The organism is Photobacterium sp. TLY01 (assembly GCF_021432065.1).
GTDB classification, from domain to species: Bacteria; Pseudomonadota; Gammaproteobacteria; order Enterobacterales; family Vibrionaceae; genus Photobacterium; species Photobacterium halotolerans_A.
Window position 1 is genome coordinate 432,058 of the sequence record NZ_CP090365.1, and the last position, 22,467, is coordinate 454,524.

Sequence of the window (22,467 nt, forward strand, 5' to 3'; positions counted from 1 at the left end):
CATGGCTACACTCGCGTTAAAACAGATTCGTAAAACCTACCGTAATGCCGAGATTGAGACCCTGAAAGGAATTGATATCAGCATTGATTCCGGTGAATTCCTGATCCTGGTCGGCCCTTCCGGTTGTGGCAAATCCACCCTGATGAATACCATCGCCGGGCTGGAAGATATCACTTCCGGTGAGATCCTGATTGATGGTGTCGATGTCGCTCAGGTGGAACCGAAAGACCGCGATATCGCTATGGTGTTTCAGTCTTATGCCCTGTATCCCAACATGACGGTGCGGGACAACATCGCTTTCGGTCTGAAAATCCGCAAGATGGATAAAGCCAAAATTGCGCAGGAAGTGGATCGCGTTGCCGCCATGCTGCAGATCGATCACCTGCTGGATCGCAAACCGGCACAGCTGTCAGGCGGCCAGCGCCAGCGTGTTGCCATGGGACGGGCACTGGCGCGTCAGCCTAAGCTGTATCTGTTCGATGAGCCTTTGTCGAATTTAGATGCCAAGCTGCGGGTTGAAATGCGCACCCAGATCAAACGTCTGCACCAGCAGTTGGGCACCACCATAGTGTATGTGACGCACGATCAGATAGAAGCCATGACCCTGGCCGACCGCATCGCGGTGATGAAAGACGGTGAACTGCAGCAGCTGGGCACACCTAAAGAAATCTACAACCAGCCCAACAACATGTTTGTCGCCGGTTTTATGGGCTCGCCGTCCATGAATTTTATTCAGGCCAAAGTGGATCTCGATGCCCAGGACAAGCCGGTTGCCAGCGTAACCGTTGCGGGAGAGCCGCACCTGCTTGCGTTGCCTGCAGCGCTGCGTGAACGTGATGGTCAGTCAATTGTGATCGGCCTGCGTCCGGAAAACATCACAGAGCAGCGGGTGGAAGGCGAAGGCTGTACCACGCTACCGCTGACGGTGGATGTTCTGGAACCGACAGGCCCGGATACCATTGCCATGGTGACCATGAACGGGCAGGAAGTGGCGTGTCGTATTTCACCGGACTATGAGGCTAAAGTGGGCGAAACCATGCCTTTCTACATCGATTTGTCGAAGGCGGTCTTTTTCGACGCGCAATCCCAGCAACGCATTATCTGATTTCTTGGGGAAGGCTCACTCGAGCTGTTTTGCCCGCTCTGGTCTGCGCCAGAGCGGGCTTTTTTGTCTGATCTCAGAGCAGAAAGCCCTGATCTGCAAAGTACAGCAGAGAAACACAGTGCCATAGCCGGTATCCGTCTATTCCATTCCCGCCTGAGCCGAATGACAGGTATTCTGTTAGTCTTGGCAGTACAGACAGAGACTAATAAGGAGCAGACAGGATGAAAGCCAGAATCAGTGTCCTGACACTCGGTGTGGATGATCTGGAACAAGCGGTCAGCTTTTACCGGGATGGCCTGGGGCTGCACACAGACGGCATTGTCGGCCAGGAATTTGAGCACGGTGCGGTGGCATTTTTCGATTTACAGTCGGGGCTCAGATTGGCGCTCTGGCCGCGCAGCAGTATCGCGCAGGATACCGGCTTGCCTCAGACAAGCCCAGCACCCACCGGGTTGACACTGGGGCACAATGTCAGCTCGAAAGCAGAGGTTGACAGTGTCATGCAACAGGCAGAATCTGCCGGAGCCACTGTGATCAAAGCTGCGCAGGAGACTTTCTGGGGCGGCTACGCCGGCTATTTTCAGGATCCGGATCAGCATGTGTGGGAAGTGGTGTGGAATCCGCATTTTCTGCCAGATGAAGAAGTATAACAATCACCAAGGATGTACCCGTGAAACACATTGAAAATGACGAGCAGTACTACAATGAAACCTTTGAGAAGCTGTCGTTGCCTTATTCTGAGTTTGCAGGCATTGAATTTGAAGACTGCGAATTCAATGACTGTAACTTTACCGAATCCGTCTTCAAACACTGTAAGTTCATTAACTGCCAGTTTCATCAATGTAACCTGAGTTTGCTCAAGATCCCGCACACACGCTTTTTCGACGTGCATTTTCTCGACTGTAAACTGGTGGGAGTCGACTGGACGCAGGCCAACTGGCCTTCGTTTAATATCGATCATGAATTGCGGTTCCGGAAATGTATTCTCAATGACGCGTCTTTTTTCGGCCTGACATTGAATGCGCTCAAGCTGGACGATTGCAAACTGCACGATGTCGATTTCAGGGAAGGCGATTTTAAAGACTCAGCCATGACCTACTGCGATTTTACCCACAGCCTGTTTATGCGATCCGATCTGCGACGGGTCGACTTCACTGAATCGACCCATTACCACATTCACGTGCTCGATAATCAGGTTGAAGGTGCCAAATTCTCCCGATTTGAAGCGCTCCATCTGCTGGAAAGCCTGGGTATTGAGCTGGTGGACTGAACAGAGGTAACGGAAAACTTCAATTAAGCGGGTCGGTGAAATGGGAGCAGTGCGTCAAACTTCTTTGTAAAGCTTCTTATTGCAAACTAATTTATTGAGCCGAATATGATAATAGGTGCATTATGACGCTTTTATGACAATGCAGCTTTTTCTTCGCTTTTATCATAAGCCGACACAATCCGGGACGGAATCTTGTCCGGCCAACGCTGGCTTGCCAGTCCCGGCTGATTGTCTGAGGTTAGGGTTTAGATGAAGTTTGGAGAGAAAATGAAAAAGCACCCTGTTTTAACGATGTCATGTCTGATTGCTGCAATTCAGGCCGGTTTGGTGTTTGCGGCCGAGAAGCCGCACTGGAGTTACAGCGGGCAAAATGGCCCGGAACATTGGTCGACGCTGGATCCTGAATTTAACGTCTGCGCGGCTGGTAAAAATCAGTCCCCGATCAATGTAACCGCTACCGTTCAAGGCGTATTAGCGCCGCTAGCCCTCAGCTACCGGCCTTCTGCCGCCAGTGTAGTGAATGATGGTCACACAGTGCAGGTGAACTATCAGCCCGGCAACTATCTTACGCTTGATGGTGAGCAGTTTGAGCTGAAACAGTTTCACTTTCATGCCCCCAGTGAAAACCTGATCCACGGTGAGTCTTTTCCGCTGGAAGGGCATTTTGTCCATGCCGGCAAAGACGGCAGTCTGGCCGTGATTGCGGTGATGTTCAAAGAAGGCAGAGTCAATGATGAACTGGCATCGATCTTGCCGCAAATCCCGGACAACGTCGGCGAAACGGTGGCGCTGAATCAGCCTGTCGATGCCAGACAGATACTGCCGAAACAGCCGGACTATTATCGTTTCAGTGGTTCACTGACGACACCGCCCTGCTCGGAAGGGGTACGCTGGCTGGTGATGAAAGCGCCCCAGACCCTATCGGCGAAGCAGATAACAGATTTCAAGAAAATCATGAAGCACAGCAATAACCGCCCTGTGCAGCCTTTGCATGGCCGTGTGGTGGTGGCTTCCTGATTCTCTTTGTCGTTTGAAGGGTTGTGTGAGCGTTATCAGAACTGTGAATAGTCCTGCACACTGCTTAGTCATTGACCAATTGATTATGCTGCTCCTGATTCTGGTAAAGCCAGAACTGGTGATATAGCTCTTGCTGGCTATTAATCTGCAGTTTTTTATAGATATTTTTACGGTGGTTCTTCACCGTACCTAACTGAATGTTCAGCTTACCTGCAATCTGCTTGCTGGCTAAGCCCTGAAGGATAAGCTGAACCACCTGTCTTTCACGCGCTGTCAGGATTTCTGCTGCGAATTGGTTGGAAACGTAAAGCGGTTCCCCTTCCGACATATTGTCGTGGAGACTACTGCTCAGCCAGTACTGCTCAAACAAGGCTTGCAGAACAGGGAACAGATAGACAATCAGCTCCAATGCCTCGTCTCGTTTACAGCGCTTTCTGTGATTGTAAAACCCAAAGGAAACAGCAATACACTGTTGTTCTGAAAGGGGAAAGTATGCCATTACTTCATCATACAGGCCCAGTCTGGCGTAATAGTCGTTATAAAATGGGCTGTGATAAAAGTCGGCTGGAATGACATCTTCCAGTGTTTTCAGGCAGGGTTTGCGATTGGACTGCCAGAACTGAAAGAATGGGTCATCCTGATAGTGTTTTTCCAAGGCAAAAATAGCGTTGATCTCCTGTTCATAAGACAGATTATGAACCAGTGTGACAGGGCGTTGATCTTGCTGGTAGAAAAAAACCGCTAAGTTGATGCCTGGAAAGTAGTTATCCAGTAAGCGTCCAAAAGCCGGCAAAAAGTCAGGGGTTCTGATTTTTGCCGCTAATTCAGCCAGAGGTTGCAAACTTGCAGGATACACAGGCATCAAAATCACTTATAGCTTTAACCGATAGCGTTTAACAATGGGACTATCTCGGATAGTAACGCTTGTTGGTGGGGCTGCAAAGATTGTTGTCCCCAGTTCGCAATGTCTGAACCCAGCGGATCAGGCACATGCAGGGTTGAATTGCTCAACGCTTCCATTACTGCGTGTCCGCAAAATGGCACATACCCTTCGGAATAGCCGCCTTCGTGAATCATTGCTATTTTTCCACCGCAGTGTTTCTCGGCGAGCAGCATCAGGCGTTTTGTCATCCAACCGTATGTCTCGGCATTCAGTATCATACAGCCTAAAGGATCCATGGCACTGGCATCAAAACCGCAGGCAACCACAATGAGTTCAGGTTGAAAGCGCTCAATGGCGGGTTCAACAATTTGCATCATGGTTGCGTGATACGCACCTATACCCGAGCCGGCAGGCAAAGGAACATTCAGGTTATAACCTACACCGGGTCCTTCTCCGCGCTCATGGATTGCTCCTGAATTTATCGGGTAGTTATTGTCGTGGTGGATGGAAATGGTCAGTACGTCTTTATCCTGATAAAAGGCTTCCTGCGTACCATTGCCGTGATGGACATCCCAGTCAACAACCGCAACGCGTTTCACCATGCCTTTTGCCTGCGCGGCTTTAATGGCGATAGGGATGTTACCTAACAGGCAGAATCCATTACCCTGATGACTTTCAGCATGATGACCGGGTGGCCGGGTCAGGCAGTAGGCGTTTTTAACGTCTCCTTTCAGCACACTTTCAACGGTTGCGATAGCCATGCCTGCCGATAGTCTGGCGATATGAAAAGCATCCTGACGAAAGGGTGCGCAGACCCCGGCATCACCACATTGCTTATCGCTTGCCGTCGCCAGTCGCTGAATATACTCATGCGTGTGGAATCGCAGTAAATCTTCATGGCTAGCCAGATCACCTGTGATGGGGGTCAATGTTGCATATAAGCCACTGACATCCAGTAAGTTCTTGAAACGCCGCTTGGTTTCCGGGTTTTCTGCTGCCGTACCCGGCTGGATGAATCCTCCCGGTGCGTCAAATACACTACACGGGCCAGTATCGTGCCACATGCACTGCTCATGAAAGGCAAAACCTGTTTTGTTCATGATGCTAATCCTTATGCAAGTACAATGAAGATAATAGAACTGATCCCTGCTGCTATCAGAGTATAGGGAAGCTGAGTGAGGGCATGCTGTATAGGGGAAATGCCACAGCCTTTTGCGGCGATGACGGTGGAATCACCAAAGAAGCAGGCGTGACTGCCAAAGGCACCGGCTGAAATCAGTGCGCCCAGGGTCAATGGCATATTGGCATCCAGAGCCTGAGCCAGAGGCACAAGGATAGGGAACGACACTGCATAAATTCCCCAGAATGAGCCGGTAGAAAAGGTAAGTAAAGACAAGACAATAAAAGAGGTTACGGGCAGCCAGTCTGCGGTTATGTAAGGTGTAACCGTGTTGATAAGAAAGTGAGTCAGTCCTAATTTATCATTGACGATTTGCAGAATAAAAGCCGTAAAAACAATACCAATGGGTACCAGCATGGTTTGTAAACCATGCATCATTTCATCAAACAACCGGCTGAAAGTCGCGATTCCCTGCAGTGTATAAAGCACAAAACATGTTGCGAGGGCACAGCCGACACCAATCAGGGCATCAATGTTGAAGTACCAGGTTGCGCCAATCAGGATCAGAATAGGCAGAATAAAGTTGATCACTCTGGGCGTCTGGTGGAGCTCAGCAGTGAATGTTTCTTTTGGGATCTCTGGGTGGGCTTCTGCTTGTTTCATGGCGCCCAGAGGAGGAATGATGCCTATCGCAACGAGGGGGATGATCAGCACGGCAATCCAGGGATACACCACATAAGGGATAAGGGTGAAGTAGTAAGCAATACCGCTTCCGGCTTCCGTCACACCGTTAGTTTCTATCAGCCCGGCAATGAAAATAACCCAGGTTGAAAACGGCACTAGCAGGCAAACAGGTGCCGAAGTGGAATCCACCACATAAGCCAGCATTTCTCGCGAGATTTTCAGTTTGTCAGTGACTTTTTTCATAGCGGCACTGACCGTCAGCGCGTTCAGGTAATCGTCGATAAAAATCAGTAAACCCAGCACCCAGCTCGCGAGCAGCGCCTGTCGGCGTGTCTGAATGTAAAGCTGCAGTTTTTCACTGAAAGCCAGTGTACCGCCTGATAAATGCAGCAAGGCAATCAGTCCGCCAAACAGACCGGTCAGGAGCAGTATCCAGCCCATTACCGGGCCTTGCATCACTTCTAAGGCCGCACCGGTAAAATCCTGCAATGCAGATGCGGGAGAAATAATCAGAAAGCCAATAAGGGCGCCGGCAATCAAAGGCTCAAGTGTGCGTCTGGTCGCCAGCGCTAACAGTATGACAGTCGCACTTGGCAGTAATGAGGCGGGGCCAAAGTCGCCCTGATCCGCAAAAAAGACATGGCTCATCACAGCGACGATAACGAGGCCACTGATCGCTAATAGCCAGGACACTGGCAATGCTCTCAAGCGTTCTTTTGTAATGGCGTATTCCATAACCGATATCCTTCCTGGAGGTTGTTATGGAATTGTTATTGAAATGGCCGGGGCTGCACATGTCCCTAAAGGGACAGTGTTATTGTGAAGTCGCACAGTACCTGAGCGAAAGGCCAAACACACAAAACGTGATGGGAGACGGCCCAATGTACAACGACATAGTCAGAAAACTGAAGCTATGCCGTTGATATTATTTTAGTAACGAGAATATGGCGTTAACGTTATTTGATAACAGCACCTATCGCCGCTTCGGCGCAGGCCACATCCAGATGGCCACCAGGCGCGCCACCGACGCCAATGGCCGCGACGACCTGATTATTCACGCTAATGGGCAGGCCGCCGGCCAGAAACAGTAAATTGTCATCCATGTCTTTCAGCGGTGCCATCAGCGGCTTGTCGTTCACCAGTGTCATCAGGTTCGCTGTCGGCTGCTTCATGCTGACCGCCGTGAAGGCTTTCTTACGCGAGCTGTCCAGGGTGTGCGGGCCGGCACTGTTCTGGCGCAGTTGTGCCAGTACCCGGCCCGAACGGTCAACCACAGTGGCAGTGACGGCATAATTGTCTTTGGCGCACTGTGCAACAGCGGCTTGTGCAAGTTCAAAAGCCGTGCCGGACGAAAGCTGGGCCTCTGCAACTGTTGTTGCAGCCGAAGCAGAAGCGCCGAATACAGCGCAGGCCAGGTAAAGCGGGGTCAGGTTTTTCATGTCATATCCTTTGATGGGATGGGGGAATGACATGACTTTACTGGTTCTGGATTGCCACAGACTTGCCTGAAGATTACCAGTTTGTAATCTTCAGGCCATGTGCTGCCATGGTACTATCAGCGTTTTGGTTAGCACGGGTTCGATCAGGGATAAGCATGCATATCTTAGTGATAGAAGATGACACCTCGATACGTGAGTTTGTCCGACAAGGGCTGGAAGAGCTGAATTTTCAGGTCACAGTCTGTGCCGACGGCAAACTGGGGTATCAGCTCGCCTGTCAGGAATCCTATGATCTGATCGTTCTCGATTTGATGCTGCCTGTGATGGATGGCATGACGGTTTTGCGGCAACTGCGTGGCGAAGGGCACCGTACCCCGGTCCTGATCCTGAGTGCCCGTCATTCGGTGGATGAACGGGTACTGGGCCTGCAGTCCGGTGCCGATGACTATCTGGTGAAACCGTTCGCGTTTGCTGAGCTGGCGGCCCGTTGTCAGACTTTGCTCAGACGTCAGCCCGCGGCGTCCGGAACAGAGGTCCTTCGTTATCAGGGGCTGACGCTGGATTTATTATCGCGCGAGGCCCGGCGGGACGGCGAGCCGATTGCGTTAAAACCGCGAGAGTTCGCGCTGCTGAAATTGCTGATGACCCAGCCGGGGCGGGTGTTATCAAAAACCGTGATTCTGGAGCAGGTGTGGGGATTTCAGTTCGACCCGCAAACCAATGTGGTGGATGTGCTGGTCTGCCGTCTGCGCGGAAAAATCGACAAAGGCTACGCGACACCGCTGTTGCATACGATTCGCGGAGTGGGTTATGTGCTCAGACATCAGGGCTGAACAGGCCACACGTTGTGCACAGCGCGCATTGTTTCGCCGTTTTTTGTTGACTCTGTTTGCCTGCTTTTTGCTGATTGTGATTGTGATGTCGCTGGTTCTGACGTATCAGCTGGATGATCAGGAACGAAAGTTACTCGAATCGTACGGGCAGGAGTATCAGCGCATACTGACGTTTGAGTCGGACGCTAAGTTCGAGCATGTGGTGGTCAGCAACCCGAACCGGCTGATTGAAAACGCCGTCAGTGTGTCAAAAGAGACAAGTACAGGTCAGCTTGAATGGATTAGCGGTGCAGCGCCTGCCGTTTTGCCAGATGCACCGTCAGCTTATCGGTTACCGGAACGCTTGTGGTATCACTTGTTCAGTGATGCGCCCTATCTGACGCTGGAGCTCAGCGGCAAACCGGCCCGCTACTGGCTGGTGATGGACGGCGGCCCGCGGCGCAGTCAGTTACTCAGGCAAGGCAGCTGGCTGATTGTGGCACTGGCTGTCATGGTCGCTGTGATGTCACTGGTGGTCTGGCAATTACTAAGCCGGACACTGCTGCCTTTGCACAATCTGGCTAAAAGCGTGGATCAGATCAGCAGCGGCTCTTTGGATGCCATGCTGGACACGGATTTGCCGCCCCCCGAAGCCAAAGGGCAGTTCGGACAACTCAGCCGGAGTGTGCAGCAGGTGCTGAACCGCCTGAAGGAGGCTGTCCGCGGCATGGATAATACCGTGGATGCGATTGCCCATGATGTCAGAACACCGCTGTCCCGTATTATCCTGACTACAGAAGCGGCACTCAGTGAAAACAGCGCAGGCAATGAGAGTGAGCAGTCACAACAGAATCTGGCTGCTGCCTTGTCTGACTGTGCCGAATCTGCCCAGAAAGCCAGCCAGATGCTGACCACCCTGATGCGGATCCATGATGAGCAGGTTGGCCGTCATCCTTGTCAACTGGCATCGGTCGATTTGGCAGCATTACTGACCGAAGTGGCTACCTGGTATGAGGAAGTCGCCGAAGAGGCGGGCTTGTCTTTAAATACATCAGGCCTGCAGCCAGTGATGCTGCACTCTGATGCCAAACGTCTGACACAAATTGCGGTGAACTTGCTGGATAACAGTCTGAAATACAGTCAGCCCGGCGGTGAAATTACCCTGATGTGTGGCGAAGCGCAGGGCAGGGTATGGTTCAGTGTCTGTGACCAGGGTGTCGGGATTGCCAAGGCCCATCACGCGCTGATATTCAGGCGTCTGTACCGGGTTGAAGCCAGTCGTCACCAGCCTGGCTACGGTCTGGGCCTGCCGTTCGTGGCGGCGATGGTCAAGACATTACAGGGATCGGTCGATCTGGACTCGGAAGCAGGCAAAGGCAGCCGGTTTACTGTCCGGCTGCCCAAAACGACAGAGGGGGATATCAGTCCCACTCAGGAGAGAAATCCGGATTAGCGACCCGATGGTCACGATCCAGCGCTGCGATATCGGCAAAGTCGGTGGCGTCCAGCGTGAGTGAATCCGCTTTCAGATTACTTTCAATATTAGCTTGCCGGGTGGACGAAGGGATGGTGACATAACCCTGCTGACGCATCCATGCCAGCACCACTTGTGCCGCGGTGGCACTATGTTTTTCAGCAATCGCCTGAATGACAGGATCTTTCAGCACCGCGCCGTATGCGAAAGGCATATAACCGGTCACGATCAACCCCAGTTCTTTGCATTTCGCGACCACTTTGTGGTTTTGAAGATACGGATGAACTTCAAACTGATTGGTCAGCAGCGCCCCTTTGCCGAGAATACTGACGGCTTGTTCGGCTTGAGCGACGGTAAAATTCGAAACGCCTATGTGACGGGCCAGACCCATGTCCTGCGCCTTTTTCAGCGACGACAGGTAATCGGCCATCGCCACGTCATGGTTGTTCAGCGGCCAGTGTACCAGCAGCAGGTCAACATAGTCAGTGCCGAGTTTCGCCAGACTGGCTTCGACACTGGGAATGAAGGCATCATGGTTTAAATTGTCGGTCCAGACTTTGGTGGTCAGGAACAGCTCTGCTCTGGCAATCCCGGAGGCTTTGATTGCATCGCCAACCGCTTGCTCATTGCCGTAAATCTGTGCCGTATCTAGGTGCCGGTAACCGGCGTTCAGCGCCATCGTGACTGCGTCGAAGGCGGTTTGGCCTTCCAGCCGGAAGGTGCCGAAGCCCAGATGTGGCAGGGGAGTCTTCATCATGTGTTTCCTGTATGAGATCAGTGAATCAGTGCCGCTTAGCTTAGGCTTTTCAGCCACCGGAAAAAGACCACATCTGACAAAAGACTGTCTCATTTTTTGCAATAATTTGAGCTAGAGACAAAGTTTTTCTGCAATAAAATCCAGAAATGCCCTGATGCGGGGTGATAATGCAGAGTTCCTGTAATAGACCGCCTGCACCGGCTCGCGGTTATTCGGGCTGGCGATCGCCTCATCCATCACTGAAACCAAGCGGCCGGCGGCCAGATCCCGGCACACCATGAAATTCGATAGCAGCGCCAGTCCGTTGCCTTCAAGGCACAACTGGCGCACTGTTTCACCGCTGCTGGCTTGCAGTGACATCAGCGGTGTAGCCGGCCCTGAGATGAGCGGCCACTTATTCAGATTGGGTTGTCCGGCAAAGCCGAGACACTGGTGCTGCGCCAGATCAGCGGCGGTGTGTGGTGTGCCGAATGCCGCGAGGTAGTCAGGGCTGGCCACGATCCGCAGTGCACTGCGGCCCAGAAATTTGGCATGAAGATTGGAGTCTTTCAGTTCGCCAATCCGGATCGCCAGATCGGTGCGTTTTTCGATTAAATCAATAATGCTTTCGCTGGAGATCAGCTCAATCTCAATGTCGGGATACTGCGTGCGGAATTCGGCAATGTGAGGCACGAGCTGATGCAGAATAAACGGGCTGGCTGAATCAACTCTCAGGCGGCCCGCCGGTTGTCCTTTGAGCCCTCGCAGCTTTTCTTCCGCATCTGAAATCTGACTGAGTCCGTTGCGGATATGCTGCGCAAAAAAGCGGCCTTCTTCGGTCAGCTCTACCCGTCGGGTGGTGCGGGTCAGCAGGCTGACCCCCAGTTCGGCTTCCAGTCGGGCGATGGCTCTGGAAACTTTAGCCACCTGCAGATCCAATTGGCTGGCAGCCGCAGAAAACCCGCCGCTGTCCACCACAGCAAGGAAAATCTCCAGCTCTTCTGTGCGCGATATTATTGTCATAATCGATAAAGTCATTTGTCGTTTGCGGTATTTTTAACAAAAATAAGCCCGGGCATACTCGCCGTCAACCTTTTGAGACGGAGATAAGTTTTATGCCTTTAGCCTTATGGGCGCTCACGCTGAGCGCTTTTGCCATCGGAACCACAGAGTTCGTGATCGTTGGGCTGGTTCCCACCATCGCGCAGGATTTAAGTGTCAGCTTGCCCTCAGCGGGGTTGCTGGTGAGTTTGTATGCCCTGGGTGTCGCGATTGGCGCACCGGTACTGACGGCGCTGACCGGCCGCTGGCCGCGTAAAATCGTCCTGTTATCCCTGATGACACTGTTCATCGCGGGAAACCTGATGGCCTGGCTGGCGCCTGGTTATGAATCCCTGATTGCGGCGCGCATCCTGACCGGGCTGGCCCATGGTGTGTTCTTCTCCATCGGATCAACCATTGCGACCAGTCTGGTCAGCAAGGAAAAAGAAGCCAGCGCCATTGCGACCATGTTCACCGGGCTGACCGTGGCATTGGTGACGGGCGTGCCGCTGGGAACCTGGATAGGCCAGTTATTCGGCTGGCGGGCTACCTTCCTGATTGTGGCTTTGTTGGGTCTGATTGCTCTGATCGGCAGTGCCTTACTGGTACCGGCGAACCTGAAGCAGTCCCCATCGGCCAGGCTGAAACAGCAGCTGGCGGTGTTAGTGAATCCGCGGCTGTTACTGGTGTATGCCATGACAGCTGTCGGTTACGGCGGCACCTTCGTGGCGTTTACATATCTGGCTCCCATACTTCAGCAGGTGACTGGTCTGGCGGAAGGGGCAATCAGTGTGATTTTGCTGATTTACGGTGTGTCTGTGGCGGCAGGGAACATCTGGGGTGGAAAACTGGCCGACAGCAAAGGGCCGGTGAACGCTTTGTTGTGGATATTTGCCGCACTGGCGTTGGTGCTGCTCGTCTTTACCTTCACTGCGCACAACCCTGTGCTGGCGGTACTGACTGTGTTGGTGTGGGGCGCTTTTGCCTTTGGCAATGTGCCGGGCCTGCAGGTGTATGTGGTTCAGCTGGCCAAGCGTTACACCCCTCAGGCTGTGGATGTGGCTTCCGGGCTGAATATTGCCGCATTTAATGTCGGGATTGCGCTGGGGGCGTTGATCGGCGGTGTGGTGGTTGAGCAGATGTCGCTGACTGACGCACCCTGGATTGGCGCTGTGATTGTGATGCTGGCATTTGCCTTAACCTGGGTTTCCGGCAGGCTTGATAACAATGGCGTGGCTGTTACACAACCGTCTGTTTGACAGACCAGATCAGAAAAGGCCCTTGTGGGCCTTCTCTTGTTTAGTGGCTGACTCTGGAAGGCTCTCTGAAATAGGAATTCCAGTAATGCAGCGCATAGTTCGCGCCGACCCAGCACACCAGCAGGGTCGCCACGCTGATTTCGATCACCCCTGTCAAGTTCAGGTACTTTGACAGCGCATGGTCATCCGGCAGCCACTCTGTCAGCCGGTGCATGGCAACCGCACTGATCACCGAAGGAAAGGTAATCGCTGCCATGGAAGGCTGGAATCTGTATTTAAGGATGTCGATATAACACAGGTAGACAAAGATCGTCATCGTGATGCCAATGCCTGCCAGCGCACCGGTCAGAATCGGGTCGGGACTGGTCAGATTCGTCAGGTATGCCGTCAGCGACAGGTTCACCGGGGCGGCCATGATGGTCAGCGTGGGGCGAGCGACCCGGGGCAGACGACCGGCAAAACAAAGGCGGTACAGCACCACGGGCAGCATAAAGAAGTAAATTGCCACACAGGCATTGGTCATAAAAATCGAAAATTCAGCATAACCCAGCTGGGAGCCAGCCAGCGTGCCACTGATCGCGCCAACGGGATAAAGGAACCAGCTCGGATACAAATGTATCATGCGGAAATTATTGATTTGAAAGCTGAAAAACAAAACCATCATGGTGAGGTGCAGCATCAGCGCCGGATACCAGATAACACGGGCACTGGCCGGGTGAACCCCTGCCAGATAATCGGCCAGCACCAGCATGGTCATCGACATTGGTGCCATCAGGCTACCGTACAGCGGATGGTGCAAATCGGATAAGAACAGCTTGGGGTTGAGCAGGTATTTCATGACGACAGGAATGAGCAGGCAGGCGCCGATCAGCGCGCACACGGAGCGGACATGCATTCCGAATGCAGGATAAAACAGGGACCAGGCAAGCCCGGTGCCCGTAATGGCTAATGCCAGGGCTGCCTGGGCGGTGGGAACCTGAATAAATGCTTTGCCGAGTGCCACAATCTCTCCTCTTTTTTTGTCCTGCTGTCGGGTGTTGACCCTGAAGTGAAGCGAAGGATTCTACACTATCTCGTGTAAAAATGATGCTGATTGCTGTCGGTGTCTGAAGGCATTGTCAGTTGTTTGCGCTGTCTGTGAAAGACAGCCACTGACCAGGAAAAATAACCAAACTCACGCTACAAAAGTTGCGAAATACAGGATTTGATCCCATAGTAATAGGGAAGCGTGTGAAGTGAGAGAGTTTCATGCTCTAGCTTCTGGAGGATTAAGCTGTTCTTCAACCCTCTCATCATTCCTGCTTCATGGTTGTTTCCGGCTTCAGAGGATGCAACTGGTAAAGCGACAAGACACTAAGACGGTGAAAACTTAGTGTTACAATTTGGAATGCAACACCACAAGATAATTGATACTTCTTCGCCAATAACCACAATGCTCGATTGAAATGAATGACGATTATCGAGTACGGCATACTCAACGTAATGAGTGGCGAAGCCCGCGTTAAGAAAGGCCATCAGTGTGCTGAGTAGGTAGACTGAGGTAGTAAAAGAGTACACAAGCCGCACGCAACGTGCGGCTTTTCTTTTGCACGTCACAGCTGGAATTTTCCTTTAAACGCCTGTTTTCAGTTGTCTTCAAACAAATCGCAATGAATTTCTCTTCTACTGGGCGCGATTGAACAGAGACCGTAGTGATTCAATGTCATGATGAAGGCGGTAGCGGTACGGATGAACAGAGAAAGAATACGAAAGTGCCGTGCCAACGTGACAGAAAGGGTCATCTCCATTCGCACGCGCCAATGGAGATGACGGAGTAAAGTCTCAGATCTTCGGGGGTCAGACAGTGAGATCTTTGATCTTATCGGTTGGGCCATTTTTTTGTACCGACTTAATACCGTTGTCTGCACCGGACTTGGATTTATACATCTCACTGCTGCCAATCACCTGGTGGTTCTTGGCCTTGAGATTGAAGTGAAACTGACCGTTTGCGGCTTCTTTTAGTTCGTACTGCTCTGCATTGGGAGAATTGGTCTGAACAGACTTGATCCCATTATTCGCCGCCGCCTTGGTGGTATACATTTCACTTTTGAGGATAACCTCGCCATTCGCTGCCTTCAGCACAAAATAGATCTGATCATTTTTGGCTTTTTTCAGTTCATAACTGCCCATGTCCAACCCCTTGTTGTGTCGTGAATTTAGATAAAGATTAGTCTTGTTTTCACAAAAAAGAGTGATATTTGTCGAAAACCAGTCCATGACGAATGGTTTCTGGTCAGCGCTTGGTATTGGGACTCAGGCAGAGATCGGCAAAGCCACAATCTTCAGTACATTCTTCGGTAAAAAAAGATTCATGATTTTGACGTAAAAGGCATTTGCATTTTTTAAACGACTGTTTTGGAAAGAAGAAAAAAGTTTATCCACAAAAACAGTGGGTAACTTTGGGGATGACGGGCGTCGTTGTTGGCGATAAATTCATCAGTTGAACCGGTGCATTGTGTTGAGGCGAAATGTTGGTCTTTCAGATGATCTAAGTCTATTAATTCGCGGGTTTTTATACTTGTCCTACACTTGTAATCAGTCGTTTTTCAACAAGATGAGGATAATCGCATGAAAAGAACGGCAGTGCTTGGAGCTACAGCGATATTGACAAGTGCACTGATGGCATCGGCTGCGATTGCTGATGAAGGGAAAGCTGTGCGTTATACAGTCGATGGCGCTGAGTACGAGGGATATTACATCTCACCAGCCAAAGATGCACCGCTGGTGTTGATGATCCACGATTGGGACGGCCTGACCGACTATGAAGTCAAACGGGCGCAGATGCTGGCCGATAAAGGGTATGCGGTGTTCGCGGCTGACTTGTTCGGTGCCGGTGTACGTCCGGAAAAAATGGAAGACCGAAGAAAGCTGACCGGCGAGTTATATCAGAACCGAGATAAAATGCGCAGTCTGATGCAAGGGGCGATTACACAGGCCAAACAGATTGGCGGAAATACTTCAGATGCGGTGGCCATGGGATACTGTTTTGGTGGCGCTGCCGTGTTAGAGCTGGCCCGTTCCGGGACAGACATGAAAGGGTTTGTCAGTTTCCACGGTGGCCTGGATACACCGCAGGGTCAGGATTACAGCAAGACGAAAGGGAATGTTCTGGTGTTCCATGGTGCGGCCGACACAGCCGTAACGATGGAAGAGTTTGTCAGTCTGAACAAATCGCTTGAAAGTGCCGGCATTGAAAATGAGATGATCGTTTACAGCGGGGCGCCTCATGCTTTCACTGTTTTCGGATCGGATCGTTACCGTGAAGATGCCGATAAAAAATCCTGGCAACGTTTTCTGGAATACCTGAGTGAACAAAAATAACGCCTTGTGGTTCAAGTCATTTCATCTGAAAATAAATTGCTCTAAATAACAATAATTGGGGCAGATTTTTCTGCCCTTCACCGATTGAGGGCTTTCTATGTTATGTGTAACAACACCAGATGTGGCGCACCGTCCCATTAAAGAAGTACTGGGTACCGTCAGCGGCAGCGTGGTGCAATCCAAGCACGTCGGTCGCGATATCATGGCGGGTTTTAAATCCATTTTTGGCGGAGAAATCCGTGGCTACACACAAATGCTGGTCGAGGCCCGTGAAGAAGCCATGCACAGAGCGATCGCGGAAGCGGAGCATATGGGTGCGGATGCGATTGTGAATATGCGTTTCACAACCAGCACGATCATGCAGGGCGCTTCTGAAATTCTGGTGTATGGCACCGCGGTCAGGCTGAGCTGATGTGACCGTTTTACCTTCCTATTGAGTTCCGATTCTGGCTAGTTTTGTTCAGTCAGAGGCGTACACTGAGCGTATGGATGAAGCGTAGCGTGATGCAAGAGATCGCGTCTGCACAAACAGGCTGAGTGTATGAGTTTATCGCCAACCCAGTGTCAGCAGGCCAGACTGGCCAAAGACCCCCGCTATGACGGGCTGTTTTTTACCGCGGTGAAAACCACTGGTATATATTGCCGCTCGGTCTGTCCGGCGCCTGCCCCGAAAGAAGTGAATGTCGAATATTTCCGTACCGCCATTGAAGCGGCTCAGGCAGGCTATCGTCCTTGCCTGCGCTGCCGTCCGGACAGTGCTCCCGGTTCCCCGGCCTGGCTGGGAACCGGGGCCACAGTGCAGCGTGCTTTGTCACTGTTGGATGAGGGGGCTTTAATGTCTCAGTCCACCGAGCATCTTGCTGCACGCCTGGGCGTGACCGACCGTTATCTGCGCCAGCTGGTCACTCAGGCCACAGGGCTTTCTCCTAAAGCTTACAGCCTGTATCAGCAATGTCTGATGGCCAAAAAACTCCTGCATGAAACCCGGTTGCCCGTCACGGAAGTAGCGTTTGCCAGCGGCTTTCACAGCGTACGCCGGTTCAACGACTGTTTTCAGAAACAGTTTTCGCTGTCACCTTCCCAATTGCGTAAGCAGGGCAAAGCCGATCAAGGGGTCGGGCAGGGCATTCGTCTGCAACTGGCCTACCGGCCGCCTTATGACTGGCGACAAGTGCAGGGCTTTTATGCCGCCCGGCTGATTCCCGGGCTGGAGTGGCAAACAGAAAACAGCTATGGCCGTACTTTTTATTCACGTAACTGTGATGCAGCGGCACATTATCAGGGACACTTTACGGCGACCCATCGTCCTGACAAGTGCTGTTTTGATGTGAATATCCGGATTGATAACCTCAGCGGGTTGATCCCTGTGATCCGAAACATCCGCCGCTGTCTGGACCTGGATGCGGACAGTGAACGTATCGCAACCGCCATTTGCAAGGCAACCGCTTCTGTGACAGCTTCAGAGCCGGATGCCGGCATCCGACTGCCCGGTATCTGGAGCCCGTTTGAAGCTGGCATGCGTGCGGTACTGGGGCAACAGGTATCGGTGAAAGCGGCGCGGAACCTGGTCGAAAAACTGGTTACGCTGAATCCGGACAGCGCTGAAGATCTCAAGTATTTTCCCACGCCAGCTCAGGTGCTTGAGATGGATTTACAGCAGCTTGGCATGCCACAGAAACGCAGGGATACCCTGAAGAATCTGGCCGGTTTTGCGCAGGCACACCCGCTGGGTATGGACGCCCCTGAGCAAGAACTGCTGGCGCTGCCCGGGATTGGCCCATGGACGGTCCATTATATGCGCATGCGGGGACACAGCGATCCGGATATCTTTCTTTCCGGTGATTTAGGTGTAAAAAAAGCGCTGGCCACGCTGGAAAAACCGGTTCATGAAACGGCCGCAGCCCCCTGGCGCAGTTATCTCACTTTGTATTTATGGAGTTTGTTATGACCTCAACCCCAATGCGCACGATTCAGCGATTCCGGCAACGGATTGATACCCCCATTGGCTGGCTGGCCGTGGTGGCCGATCATCAGGCCATCACGACCATTGAGTTCGACGCCCGGCCCGCGCCTGACGATGTCAGTAACGCCGTCACCGAGTTAGGTGTGCAGCAACTGAGTGAGTATTTTTCCGGCCAGCGTAAGCACTTTGATTTGCCGCTCTCGATGCCGGGCACCGCTTTTCAGCGTGAGGTCTGGCAGGCACTCACGGATGTGCCTTTTGGTGTCACCTGCTCCTATTCAGATGTCGCGCGGCAAATCGCCCGCCCTAAAGCCGTCCGGGCCGTGGGCGCCGCAAATGGCAAGAACCCGATACCAATAGTGGTGCCTTGTCACCGGATTATCGGCCGTTCCGGCACCCTGACCGGTTATGCCGGTGGGCTGGATAAAAAGCGCTGGCTGCTTGAGCATGAAGGGTTAAGCATTAAAGCGTAATTTACAATGTAAATGGGGCGCTGCTCGCCCCTTATGTTGTCTTTGCGCGGCTTTTTATTCGATAAACTGTATATCTGATTCAAAAAACGAGTAAATTTTCCAATTTCTTGGAAAGCCTTATCTTGCCAATCCTGTAACATACTGATTTATAAAGCGCTGGTTATTGGCGCGAAAATTGCTGGAATCCTTGGATTAAACAGCATTCAATCAATATGAGCGTCAGCATGGCAGATTCCAATTTCCCGTTTCCACCCCGGCATTCCATGTACTGGGAAGACCACCCGTACACCTACGACGAAGCAAAAGCTTTGTATGAGCAAGGAACCGTCCCTCATCACCACCCGGTGGATATGGAAACGAATGGCGGTCAGCCAAGGACTCAGCCGCCGGAACGCTCCATGATGTGGCAGGATGAAAAACTCAAGCAGGAGCCTCTAGAACCCAAAACACCGGCGAAGAAACGCAAAAAGAAGCCGGTGACGCCCTGTCACCTGTTTCCAGTTCGCTACGCCCTGGATGAGAATGATGAAAACGAAAAGCCGAAACATGGTCTGCCGGCAGGCTGGCGCGGGAATGGTTTTTTCTTTGGCCAGACAATCGCACCTTATCAATACACCTTGCGCCAACTGCGTGATGGCTGGTTGTATGTCTATAACGAGACAGACAAAACACTGGATGAGTACGAGTTCAATGGTATCACCCTGACGAAATACGAGCAGGAGGATTATGATTTTCCCTCGTTAGATGAGATGAATGGGCCAACCGAGCGGGGTCAGCCCGGCAGCAGCAAACCTTTTCTTACTTATCAGAGCGACGCCTCTCTCCGTATCGCCTGGAGCAAACAGCGCTGGTCCTGGCCAATGTTTTATCAGTTTGCGACCAGCCCGCTCGCCCGCTTTTATGCGCGTCATGTGCGGCTTTCAAGCTTAGCCAGGCATCCTGATGAGCATGTTGCCAGCCTGGACTTACTCGAGCAAGTTGCCGACATCGATCCGCAGGGCGGTGAAATCGAACGTTTTTCAGGTTTAGTGCATACCAAAACGCCAGACGAAACCACGGTTGAAGTTGAAGACCCGGATCGCCAGGAAAAGATAACGGTTCAGTTAGAACATGAGCTCAAACCCGTTGCTGAAGCAGGTGAAATCAAAAATCAAATGCCAGCCAATGAGGCTGCTTATCTTGTGGCGATGAATGACCCTTTAAGCGATATCGCAGAAATGGGTTTTCGTTTTTCACATGTGGTCGGTGAATGGCAAGACTGGTTTGAATATGAAGCTGCGCCTAAACAGCTGATGGACGCTGTGTTGCAACTGACTGCGACAGACATTCCTCAGGATCTGGACATCCGCTATCCGTACCTGCTGGATGACATGCCGCGCAGTGAGCAGGTTGCCGTGTATCAGGAAATCAACGACCTCTTCGAATTAAGACGAATCTACGAAAATGATAAAGCAAATTCTTCGGGGATCACCGCAGGGGCTGGCTCGTTTGCCCGGCTGTCGCAAGCTGAACAGGCATTTAAGAAAAAACACGGCAACATAGCTTACAGAAAGTATTTCGAGGACTGGAATAAGCTGAGTAAAAACCGCCGGATGGTCGATCTTGACAAGCTGTTTGAAGACAATATTGCCTATCTTGAGCAGGAAGAAAAACGCTTCCCGGCCGTGGAAAGGCACAGAGACATGGCACTGAAAATGCTGCAAGTGTTCGGGAAAGATTTCATCAGAAAAGGCTTTGCCGACATTTATTCGGTCCCGGTACAGCTCTATCTGGCAGACATTTATGCCAGTATTGAAACGCCACTCGTCTTGTGCCCGATGACAGCGCCACAGCGTGAATGGCTCGCCAGAGAGTTTGAACAACCCACCACAATGATCCCGCTTCGTTTCGCCGGATTCAGCAGCGAACTGTATGATACATACCATTTGTATCTCAGAAGCGGCGGAGACTTTTCACTGATCTCCAAAGATGAGTTAGCGTTAGAAGAAAGCGGCGCCACCCCAGGGAAAGATTTCACCGTCAGTTACGCCGCCTTCCTGACTTTTGTTCACGATCCTGGCGCTCAATCCCATAAGGTACTTGGCAAACTCGCCACACAGCTGAGCCAGATTCATGACAGTTTCACTCAAGTGATCAGTGCGCCCCTCAAAGCGGGCGCGACTCAAACTGTGAGTGGTGCTGCGCACGGTATTACCGCCACACTTTCTCTGGTGGGGGGAACCGCCTTTACCAAACGGGCACTTGAGACCGCCATGATGGCTGAAAGCTTTGCCACAGACACAGACATTGAGGTCGACACAAAATACAGGAACAAACTGAATGACTGGCAGGATGAGCTGAATCAAATCAACAAGAAACTTCGGGCAACCGGCAGAATTTATGCGGCAAAAGCCAATAAGCTCAATCAAGCTCACCATAATCTGATGGCCAGACGGACAGGCCAGCCAATTGAAAGTATGGCCGATGAAACTGACGCACTGTTAAAAGAGCGAATACAGCTGACAAGGGAAAAAGAGGCTCATTTTGATAAAAAACCAAACAGCGTTCAAATCAGAGCCAAACATCTGAAAGACGAAGGCATCAGAGTGGTCACGGAAAACATCAACCAGGCCGCCAAGAAAGCCGGCTCTGTGGTGGCATCCAGCAGTGTGGATTTACTGGTGGTAATTGTTACACTAAACGACCTGCTGGATTATATGGACAGTCTGAAATCCAATAATGTCCTCACTTTTGACGAAATTCTGGGCGCAGGACAGCGCGTATCAGCCACCGGAGCAAGTCTGGCCGCGGTATTTCAGGCTCCGGCCTGGAGTGCGTTTGGGGTAACGGATAAAACAAAGAACCTGAGTTTAAAAAGATTGAAAGGCTTAGCGAAATCGGCCGACCCAACCCTAATGTCAGCGGCTCAGGTGAAGGCGGGTATGCGGTTTGTTCATATCACAAGGTATGCGGCAACTTTTACGATAGTGGCTTCAGCTGCGGATGCTTTCATGGCTTTTAAGTCTTCACAGGCTAGTAAAGGAGAATTGAATAAGCTTTATGTTACGAAGACAGCCATAACTGGTGTACAAACATTGATTGGAGGTTGGCAAATTCTGAATGTCACGCTTTTACGGGGTGTCGTGCCATTGGCATTTAACCCCTGGGTGTTGGCAGGACTATTTCTTTCAAACTTTGTGTTGATGATAATCAATGAACTCATTAGTTATCATGAAAAGAATGATTACCAGCAATGGTTGTTCAATGGTGCCTGGGGGGTTGAAAAATCGCCCAAGTGGCTTGCATTAACGACACCAGAAGCCAAGAGTCACGCATCCATTCTGGCATTCAATGAGCTGAAACATATTCAGATGCAGCCTGAAATTGAAGTGATCCCACATGTTCATGAGGAATATCCGGAGACTGAAACCTATACCAACCGAAATTCAATCAGCCAGGTTTTGAAAGGGGTCTATCTCAATTTCTCTGTCCCGCCATATGCCGGAGGTAACACTTTAGGGGTGATGTTTGAAGAAAAAATCAAGAATCAATTTCCTGTCACTGAAAGTTTAGAAAGCGGGTTGTGGAAACAGGATGAATCAACCGGCCGGATGAGTTACCAGTGCTATCTGCCGCTGGATGAGAATCAGAGAGAGATGTCGCTTGTATTGGGCTATTGTCAGTCAAAACACAGCGATGAAAGTCAGAATACACAACTCTATCATTTTAGCTTCGATATTCGGGGTGCGAAACTGACTTCCAAGAAACTGACAAGTAAAGAGCTGGAAAAAAAATATAGTGGGTTATTGCCTGCTTTTACGCCAGACAATCGTATTTTTATAGAAGGTTAAC

The 22,467-nt window shown here is 51.4% G+C and carries 20 protein-coding genes; 12 read left to right on the forward strand and 8 right to left on the reverse strand.

Translation table 11 applies throughout. The annotated features are described in order from the left end of the window. Position 1 precedes the first annotated feature (1 nt). The 4 genes from LN341_RS17490 to LN341_RS17505 all read left to right on the forward strand — a co-directional run bounded on the left by LN341_RS17490 (position 2) and on the right by LN341_RS17505 (position 3,392). Positions 2-1,105 (forward strand): ABC transporter ATP-binding protein, encoded by a 1,104-nt coding sequence (locus LN341_RS17490; RefSeq protein ID WP_234206352.1) that lies wholly within the window; start codon positions 2-4, stop codon positions 1,103-1,105. Positions 1,106-1,326: 221 nt separating this feature from the next. After that, complete coding sequence (locus LN341_RS17495) at positions 1,327-1,755, forward strand: VOC family protein (protein WP_234206354.1); 429 nt, start codon at positions 1,327-1,329, stop codon at positions 1,753-1,755. 20 nt (positions 1,756-1,775) lie between these two features. Continuing rightward, a complete protein-coding gene (locus tag LN341_RS17500) occupies positions 1,776-2,375 on the forward strand; it encodes a pentapeptide repeat-containing protein (protein ID WP_234206356.1) in 600 nt (199 codons plus the stop codon). Between the two features lie 267 nt (positions 2,376-2,642). Then, positions 2,643-3,392, forward strand: coding sequence for a carbonic anhydrase (locus LN341_RS17505; protein WP_234206359.1), 750 nt, complete (start codon positions 2,643-2,645; stop codon positions 3,390-3,392). A 64-nt stretch (positions 3,393-3,456) separates the two neighbouring features. Here the strand turns inward: LN341_RS17505 and LN341_RS17510 are convergent, their stop codons facing one another. The 4 genes from LN341_RS17510 to LN341_RS17525 form a co-directional block, all read right to left on the reverse strand. Continuing rightward, positions 3,457-4,254, reverse strand: coding sequence for a response regulator transcription factor (locus LN341_RS17510; protein WP_120512525.1), 798 nt, complete (start codon positions 4,252-4,254; stop codon positions 3,457-3,459). A gap of 17 nt (positions 4,255-4,271) precedes the next feature. Further along, on the reverse strand, positions 4,272-5,375 hold the full coding sequence (locus tag LN341_RS17515) for a class II histone deacetylase (RefSeq protein WP_234206360.1): 1,104 nt from the start codon (positions 5,373-5,375) through the stop codon (positions 4,272-4,274). An 11-nt stretch (positions 5,376-5,386) separates the two neighbouring features. Further along, positions 5,387-6,814 (reverse strand): Na+/H+ antiporter NhaC family protein, encoded by a 1,428-nt coding sequence (locus tag LN341_RS17520; protein ID WP_234206362.1) that lies wholly within the window; start codon positions 6,812-6,814, stop codon positions 5,387-5,389. 221 nt (positions 6,815-7,035) lie between these two features. Further along, positions 7,036-7,518, reverse strand: coding sequence for a heme-binding protein (locus LN341_RS17525; protein ID WP_120512522.1), 483 nt, complete (start codon positions 7,516-7,518; stop codon positions 7,036-7,038). 155 nt (positions 7,519-7,673) lie between these two features. Between LN341_RS17525 and LN341_RS17530 the strand changes: the two genes are divergently transcribed. Together LN341_RS17530 and LN341_RS17535 are read left to right on the forward strand one after the other, a co-directional pair. After that, positions 7,674-8,351 (forward strand): response regulator transcription factor, encoded by a 678-nt coding sequence (locus tag LN341_RS17530; protein WP_234206364.1) that lies wholly within the window; start codon positions 7,674-7,676, stop codon positions 8,349-8,351. Beyond that, the gene (locus LN341_RS17535) at positions 8,329-9,783 is read left to right on the forward strand and encodes a sensor histidine kinase KdpD (RefSeq protein WP_234206366.1); all 1,455 of its coding nucleotides are present in this window, start codon (positions 8,329-8,331) and stop codon (positions 9,781-9,783) included. The genes LN341_RS17530 and LN341_RS17535 overlap by 23 nt, the downstream gene beginning before the upstream one ends. On the opposite strand, the gene dkgB is transcribed toward LN341_RS17535, so the two are convergent. Next, positions 9,752-10,558: a 2,5-didehydrogluconate reductase DkgB gene (gene dkgB, locus LN341_RS17540; RefSeq protein WP_234206642.1), complete on the reverse strand. Its 807-nt coding sequence runs from the start codon at positions 10,556-10,558 to the stop codon at positions 9,752-9,754. The genes LN341_RS17535 and dkgB overlap by 32 nt on opposite strands. A gap of 114 nt (positions 10,559-10,672) precedes the next feature. Beyond that, the gene (locus LN341_RS17545) at positions 10,673-11,557 is read right to left on the reverse strand and encodes a LysR family transcriptional regulator (protein ID WP_234206644.1); all 885 of its coding nucleotides are present in this window, start codon (positions 11,555-11,557) and stop codon (positions 10,673-10,675) included. 98 nt (positions 11,558-11,655) lie between these two features. Here LN341_RS17545 and LN341_RS17550 point away from each other — a divergent pair, with 98 nt between their 5' ends. Next, positions 11,656-12,840, forward strand: coding sequence for an MFS transporter (locus tag LN341_RS17550; RefSeq protein WP_234206370.1), 1,185 nt, complete (start codon positions 11,656-11,658; stop codon positions 12,838-12,840). A gap of 40 nt (positions 12,841-12,880) precedes the next feature. Here LN341_RS17550 and LN341_RS17555 read toward each other — a convergent pair whose 3' ends face one another. Together LN341_RS17555 and LN341_RS17560 are read right to left on the reverse strand one after the other, a co-directional pair. Continuing rightward, positions 12,881-13,846 carry a TDT family transporter gene (locus LN341_RS17555; RefSeq protein ID WP_234206645.1) on the reverse strand — a complete coding sequence of 322 codons (966 nt, stop codon included), beginning with the start codon at positions 13,844-13,846 and terminating at the stop codon, positions 12,881-12,883. Positions 13,847-14,676: 830 nt separating this feature from the next. Next, entirely contained in the window at positions 14,677-15,009 is a 333-nt protein-coding gene (locus tag LN341_RS17560) for a YegP family protein (protein WP_082095773.1), read from the reverse strand. Between the two features lie 438 nt (positions 15,010-15,447). On the opposite strand from LN341_RS17560, the gene LN341_RS17565 reads away from it, so the two are divergent. The 5 genes from LN341_RS17565 to LN341_RS17585 all read left to right on the forward strand — a co-directional run bounded on the left by LN341_RS17565 (position 15,448) and on the right by LN341_RS17585 (position 22,466). Further along, positions 15,448-16,200: a dienelactone hydrolase family protein gene (locus tag LN341_RS17565; protein ID WP_234206372.1), complete on the forward strand. Its 753-nt coding sequence runs from the start codon at positions 15,448-15,450 to the stop codon at positions 16,198-16,200. A 97-nt stretch (positions 16,201-16,297) separates the two neighbouring features. Beyond that, positions 16,298-16,612: a YbjQ family protein gene (locus LN341_RS17570; protein WP_046221044.1), complete on the forward strand. Its 315-nt coding sequence runs from the start codon at positions 16,298-16,300 to the stop codon at positions 16,610-16,612. A 129-nt stretch (positions 16,613-16,741) separates the two neighbouring features. Continuing rightward, the gene (locus tag LN341_RS17575; protein WP_234206374.1) at positions 16,742-18,148 is read left to right on the forward strand and encodes a DNA-3-methyladenine glycosylase 2 family protein; all 1,407 of its coding nucleotides are present in this window, start codon (positions 16,742-16,744) and stop codon (positions 18,146-18,148) included. Further along, entirely contained in the window at positions 18,145-18,636 is a 492-nt protein-coding gene (locus LN341_RS17580; RefSeq protein WP_234206375.1) for a methylated-DNA--[protein]-cysteine S-methyltransferase, read from the forward strand. Before LN341_RS17575 ends, LN341_RS17580 begins: the two co-directional genes overlap by 4 nt. 224 nt (positions 18,637-18,860) lie before the next feature. After that, positions 18,861-22,466, forward strand: coding sequence for a toxin VasX (locus LN341_RS17585; RefSeq protein WP_234206377.1), 3,606 nt, complete (start codon positions 18,861-18,863; stop codon positions 22,464-22,466). Position 22,467: the final 1 nt, after the last annotated feature.